The organism is Mesorhizobium sp. M7A.F.Ca.CA.002.09.1.1 (genome assembly GCF_003998555.1).
Classification (GTDB): domain Bacteria; phylum Pseudomonadota; class Alphaproteobacteria; order Rhizobiales; family Rhizobiaceae; genus Mesorhizobium; species Mesorhizobium ciceri.
This window is the reverse complement of sequence record NZ_RZRR01000299.1, coordinates 1-5762: the sequence shown is the minus strand read 5'-3', so window position 1 is coordinate 5762 and position 5762 is coordinate 1. Positions and strand designations below refer to the sequence as shown.

The following is a 5762-nucleotide window of genomic DNA, read 5'->3' as shown; positions in this document are numbered from 1 at the left end:
ATGTTGAGCTGCACCGCCTGCCTGGTCAACGAGAAGGCGCCCGAGATCACCGCCTGGCTGGCGATGACCGTGGCGGCGGTCGCCAGCACGACCATCGGGATCAGCGTCCAGCCTTCATTCATTTCGAAGAACGGATGGCCGACGACGCCGTTCTTGGCCAGCACGAAAGCGCCCTGCCCGGCATAATTGAGCAGCAGGCACGGAAACACGACCCACAGCCAGGCGAGCACGATCGGCTTGCGGCCGAAATGGCCGAGATCGGCATAGAGCGCTTCCGCGCCGGTGACCGCGAGGAAGATGGCGCCGATGGTGACGAAAGCGACATCGGGCGAATTGATCAGGAAGGCGACGATGTAGTGCGGGCTGATCGCCCACAGGATTTCCGGATCGGCGATGATGTGGTTGAGGCCGGAAAGGCCGATCGCCAGGAACCACACCGCCGTCACGGGACCGAAGACCAATCCCACGCCGCCCGTGCCGAAACGTTGCACCGCGAACACTATGGCGAGAATGACCAGTGTCAGCGGCACGACATAAGGCTGGAAGGTCGGCGTGACGACGTTCATGCCTTCGACCGCCGACAGCACCGAAATCGCCGGCGTGATGACGGCGTCGCCGAAGAAAAGCGACGCCCCGACGATGCCGATGCCGAGCATCAGCGCCGAGCGCTTGGGGAAACTGCCGCGCGCCAGCGCCATCAGCGACAGCACGCCGCCCTCGCCGCGGTTGTTCGCCCGCAGCACGAACATGATGTATTTGATGGTGACGATGATGGTCAGCGACCAGATGATCAGCGACAAAACGCCGAGGATGTCACCGCGGTCGGCCACCTGTCCGCCGGAAGATGCCACCAGCGCCTCGCGAAAGGCGTAGATCGGACTGGTGCCGATATCCCCATAGACGACACCGAGCGCGCCCAGCATCAGAACCTTGGTGCTGTGCTGTTCGACTTCCGAATGGCTCGATTGTTCGACGGGTTCTGCCTCACTACCAGTATTGGTAAGGGCCATGGACGACACTCCGATAAGCGCGCGGTGCTCTACGCTTGCTGCGATGCAATATCAAGTGCCGTCGCGTAATGGCTGCCATGCCTGCCATGCGAGGCTGCCCATCGCTACCATCCGCAGGCCTTGAGGAACCGACCCACCGTACCGGCCATGCCATACTCCAACGCGTCGGCTGTCAACCCATGTCCGATCGACACTTCGGCCAATGCCGGAATGCGCTTGACCAGCGCCGGCAGGTTGCCGACCACCAGATCGTGCCCGGCATTGACCTGCAGCCCGGCGGCAAGCGCGGCGTCAGCGGTTTTTCCCAGCCTTTCCAGCTCTTTGGCGGCTTTGGCGGAATCTGTGTGATAGCTGCCATATGGACCTGTATAGAGCTCGATGCGGTCGGCGCCGGTGTCGCGCGCGGCCGCCACCCAATCGGGATCCGGATCGGAAAACAGCGACACGCGAAAGCCCCCCTTCTTCAGGCGCTTGACGATTGGTGTGAGGAACGCGGCCTGGGTTGCGAAGTTCCAGCCATGGTCCGATGTCGCCTGGGCCGGATCGTCCGGCACCAAGGTCACCTGTTCAGGCTGATGCTTTTCCACAAGCAGCAGGAAATCCTCGGTCGGATAGCCCTCGATGTTGAATTCCGCGCCCGGAAACTCGTCGTCGATCAGCGACCGGATCTCAGGCACATCGGAGAGTCTTGTGTGCCGCTCGTCGGGGCGTGGATGCACTGTCAGCCCGTGCGCTCCGGCCGCCAGCGCAATGCGGCCGAGGCCGGTGACGCTTGGCCACGGCAGGTCGCGCCGGTTGCGCAGCATGGCGATGGCATTGAGGTTGACGGAGAGCTTTGCAGGCATGCGGGTGGCCTCGGAAATCGTTAGACGCGCCCACCTATAATGCCTTTGACGGGAACAGTAATGCCTTTGGTGGGAACAGACTGGGGGTTTCGGGTGTTCCAAGCCTGATGAACCAGCGGGGAAAGGTAGCGCCGATGAATTTTCTTGATGAGGTGCCGGCAATCCGCCGTATCGAGACCAGCCGTGACGACCTTTTCGCCATCGATGTCGTCGGGCACGTTTCCGCGGCCGATGGTGAAAATCTTTTCGGATTGCTGGAGGCAGCCTACGCCCTGCATCCGCGCGTCGATGTGCTGGTGCGCCTCGTCGACCACGACGGCGTCGACTGGGCCGACATCGCTGACGAGACCCTGAAGCAGGGCGCCATTCATGCATTGGAACATGTCGACCGTTGCGCGACGATCGGCGAACCGGACTGGATAGCGGACGCACAACGCTTTCTGCCGTCCTCACCACCCATCGAAATCAGGCATTTCAGGACGGAGGACGAGGCTGCCGCCTGGCAATGGCTTGCCGCACAGCCTATCGGGGCAACAGCATCCGGCGCCCCTACCTGACGATCGTCAGCCGCTCGGCCGCCCGCGTGATGGCGGTGTAGAGCCAGCGCTGGCGGGTTTCCTTGAAGGCCCAGCTTTCATCGAACAGCACGATCTCGTTCCACTGTGAGCCCTGCGCCTTGTGCACGGTCAGCGCGTAGCCATAGTCGAAATCGTCGAAGCGCTTCTTCTGCTGCCAGGGGATATCGGCGTCCGGATCCTCGAACGCCGCCTTGAGCAGCTTGATCTTGGCGACGCCGCGATCCGGATCGTCCTCTTCCGGCGACACCAGAAGGTTGATGCCGGGCTTCACCGTCTCGCGCGACGATGTCATCACCTTCCACAGCGAGCCGTTGAGCAGGCCCTTTGCCGGATCGTTGCGCAGGCAGACGAGCTTGTCGCCGGCCTGCGGATAGTCGGCGTTGAAGCCCTTGAGCTCGCGCAGCCGCTGATTGTAGCGGCGCCGCGTGCGATTGGTGCCGACCAGCACCTGGTCCGCCTTCAGCACCAGTTCCTGGGTAACGTCTTCCTTGCCGATCACCTGCGCCGTGCCATAGTCGCCACGCATGAACTCGCGGCCCTCGCGCACATCGAGCGCCAGCCGCAGGATCGGGTTGTCGCGCGCCTGCCGGTGGATTTCGGTGAGCAGAAAATCCGGCTCGTGGTCGGTGAAGAAGCCGCCGCCCGAGATCGGCGGCAACTGGCCGGGGTCGCCAAGCACCAGGATCGGCGTGCCGAAACTCATCAGGTCGCGGCCGAGTTGCTCGTCGACCATCGAACATTCGTCGATGACGACCAGCTTGGCCCGCGAGATCGGGCTCTGCCGGTTGAGCGAAAAAGTCGGCGACATCGACGTCTTGCCGGTGATTTCGTCCGACACCGATTCCTCGCCTTTCGGCCGGTAGATCAGCGAATGGATGGTACGCGCATTGACCGCGCCCTTGGAGCGCAGCACCTGCGCGGCCTTGCCGGTGAAGGCGGCGAACTGCACCTGGCCGTCGACATGCTCGGCGAAATAGCGCGCCAGCGTCGTCTTGCCGGTGCCGGCATAGCCGAACAGCCGGAACAGCTGCGGCTGGCCGATCTTCAGCCAGCGGGCGACCGCTTGCAGCGCCTCGTCCTGTTGGGGAGAGAATTCCATCAGCGCGAGAGACCGGATTCGCAAGGGAAAGACAAGACAGCCGCCATCATCATCGATGCGCCGGGACGCTTAAGTGCCGCCGACGGGTCAGGCTATCAGGCACAGACAAGAACGTAAAGGGAACAATCGACCACGTCGGCTGGAAGCGAAATTCAGGCAATGGCCATGGCGGCCCGCGGGTCGCGGTCGTCGGGTGGTAGCGGAACGGGAGCGTATCCGGCATAGCTGACGCTCAACCGTGCCTGCCCGTTCGAACAGGACCGGAGTGCATCCTCCAGCTTGGACATATTTCTAAGCGGCACTGTCGCGTTGACGACGACGACCACGCCGCGGATTTCCCGACTCAGGATCTGGCCACGGCGGCTTTGCAGTTCGGCGATGACGTTGCCGACATGGGTTGCTGAAGTCATTACTTCGACCTTCATGATCGGCTCGAGCAACTGCACGCCGAGGCGTGGCGCGGCTTCGCGAAAGCAGGCGCGGCCGGCGATCTCGAAAGCCAGAGCCGAGGAATCGGTATCGTGAAAAGCGCCATCCATCAGCACCGCCTTGACGCCGATCATCGGGAAGCCCGCAAATGGACCTGAGGACAATATGCTGCGCAGCCCCTTTTCGACGCCCGCAATGTATTCGCCATGAAGCGCACCACCGACGATCCTGGACTCGAACACGGAGTCCGCGCTGTCCGCGTTCGGCTCGAACATGATCTTGACGCGGGCGAACTGACCGGTGCCGCCGGACTGCCTCTTGTGCGTGAAGTCCTGCTTGTGCGTACGGGTGATCGTCTCGCGATAGGCCACTTGTGGAGAACCAATATTCACATCGACCTGGGACTCGCGACGCAGGTGGTCAATGATGATGTCGAGGTGGAGTTCGTCCATGAAGGCGATAATGGTCTGGCCCGATTCCTCGTCTTGCATGACGCGGAAGAAAGCATCCTCGTCCGCCAGCTTCGCCAAGGCGATACGCAGCCGCTCCTGATCGGCCTTCGATTTCGGCTCGATCGCGATTTGCAGCAAAGGCCAGGGCGCGGCAGGCTTTTCCATCATGGGGATATGGTCGCTGGTGGCCCCAATATTTGCAACTGAGTGCAGGAGCGAAATCCGGACTGAGATAACGGAAGACTAAACTGATCTTTTTGGCCTGGCTGCTCGCAGCCTGCTGTCAGGGTCCAGGATCGTTCTCCAGCAGGATCGGCTTGCCGTGCGGGGTGGCATGTGCCGCGCGCTCCCAGGCCTCAGCCATCGCGTCGACATCGGCCTTGGCGGCCAGTCCCTTCGAGGCAAGCAGGCTTTCCAGCGCCGCCAGCCAATGTTCGTAATAATCATGGCCGTCCGCTGCGGCGCCCGGTCTTTTCACTTCGCTCGACAGCGCCTGCGCCCACTCGCTCCACGAAAACAGGCCCTTGTCGTGCAGCGCCACCGTCATGGCGAAGGCCTCGGCCTGCCACGGCTCGGCGAACACCGGCTCGTCGAAACCTGGCGGCAGTTCTTCACGCCGGCTCAAGATAGCTCTCCCAGGCGTCTATCGACACGCGTAGCGTCGGGTCGGCCCCCTCGCCCCAGATCTCCGATCCTTCGAAAACCACGGTGTAGACCCATTGCGGATTTTCGCCGTGTCCATGCGCGTTGCTGTCGGGAAAAACAAAACCGTCGTGCACCGCCTCGATCACGCCGTGCTTGCCGCGTGCGTAGCGCGGCAGCCGCGTGTGGCCGGTCGGGTTGAAGTTTTTGGTCCGCACGGCGTCGCCCGCCTTGAACCGCGCCGCTTGCGCCACCGGCCGGTCGCAAGGGCTGCCCTTGGCCAACACCGCGGGCACGTTTTCCGCCTTCAGCACCCTCTTGGGAGTCGCTGCTGGATCGACTGCCTTGCCCGCTTCGAGATCGCGCTGGCTGACGAAGCCATGGCGCTTTAACAGCACCTCCAGCGCCTTGATCCATATCTCGTAGTAGCTCGATGAATAGTAGACAGCCGGATGCAGCGATTCCCGTGCATGCCGGCTCTCGTCGATGTTCCAGGCGCCCATGGCGCCGGCAGTCAGCGTCACGCCGAGCGCCCGCCTTTCCCAGGCGGCATGGAAGTAAGGTTCGTCCTTTTCCGGCGCGACCGGGCCGAAACCCATCTGTCCGCCGAGATCCTGCGGCCCGTTCATGCCGGCTGTTCCGCCAGGCCGGTGCCGATCATCGCATCGCGGCTCACCAGCTCCGCCAGCCGCTCCTCGCTCCAGCCC

6 protein-coding genes and 2 pseudogenes are annotated in these 5762 nt (G+C 63.0%); 1 reads left to right on the top strand and 7 read right to left on the bottom strand.

Translation table 11 applies throughout. From position 1 onward, the window contains the following. The coding region (locus EN994_RS15030; protein ID WP_206530407.1) for a KUP/HAK/KT family potassium transporter at positions 1-1010 on the bottom strand (1010 nt) is incomplete at its 3' end. A gap of 104 nt (positions 1011-1114) precedes the next feature. Continuing rightward, complete coding sequence (locus EN994_RS15025; protein ID WP_063168262.1) at positions 1115-1855, bottom strand: pyridoxine 5'-phosphate synthase; 741 nt, start codon at positions 1853-1855, stop codon at positions 1115-1117. A gap of 134 nt (positions 1856-1989) precedes the next feature. Between EN994_RS15025 and EN994_RS15020 the strand changes: the two genes are divergently transcribed. Continuing rightward, positions 1990-2412, top strand: a complete 423-nt coding sequence (locus EN994_RS15020; RefSeq protein ID WP_013531056.1) for an STAS/SEC14 domain-containing protein — start codon at positions 1990-1992, stop codon at positions 2410-2412. Here EN994_RS15020 and EN994_RS15015 read toward each other — a convergent pair. The 5 genes and pseudogenes from EN994_RS15015 to EN994_RS36085 all read right to left on the bottom strand — a co-directional run. After that, on the bottom strand, positions 2405-3532 hold the full coding sequence (locus EN994_RS15015) for an ATP-dependent RecD-like DNA helicase (RefSeq protein ID WP_063168263.1): 1128 nt from the start codon (positions 3530-3532) through the stop codon (positions 2405-2407). The two genes, EN994_RS15020 and EN994_RS15015, sit on opposite strands and share 8 nt — an antisense overlap. Positions 3533-3684: 152 nt before the next feature. Beyond that, positions 3685-4581: pseudogene (fusA, locus tag EN994_RS15010) on the bottom strand (elongation factor G); the annotation flags it as partial. Between the two features lie 115 nt (positions 4582-4696). Further along, positions 4697-5038 (bottom strand): nitrile hydratase accessory protein, encoded by a 342-nt coding sequence (locus tag EN994_RS15005; RefSeq protein WP_063168265.1) that lies wholly within the window; start codon positions 5036-5038, stop codon positions 4697-4699. Next, positions 5025-5684, bottom strand: coding sequence for a nitrile hydratase subunit beta (gene nthB, locus EN994_RS15000; RefSeq protein WP_063168266.1), 660 nt, complete (start codon positions 5682-5684; stop codon positions 5025-5027). Before nthB ends, EN994_RS15005 begins: the two co-directional genes overlap by 14 nt. After that, positions 5681-5762 (bottom strand): annotated as a pseudogene (locus tag EN994_RS36085) (nitrile hydratase subunit alpha); the annotation flags it as partial. The gene nthB and the pseudogene EN994_RS36085, both read right to left, overlap by 4 nt.

Bases quoted from the DNA above. Each gene is read 5' to 3' on its own strand.
- nthB (WP_063168266.1), bottom strand. From the start codon at position 5,684: ATGAACGGGCCGCAGGATCTCGGCGGACAGATGGGTTTCGGCCCGGTC.
- EN994_RS15015 (WP_063168263.1), bottom strand. From the start codon at position 3,532: ATGGAATTCTCTCCCCAACAGGACGAGGCGCTGCAAGCGGTCGCCCGC.
- EN994_RS15020 (WP_013531056.1), top strand. From the start codon at position 1,990: ATGAATTTTCTTGATGAGGTGCCGGCAATCCGCCGTATCGAGACCAGC.
- EN994_RS15025 (WP_063168262.1), bottom strand. From the start codon at position 1,855: ATGCCTGCAAAGCTCTCCGTCAACCTCAATGCCATCGCCATGCTGCGC.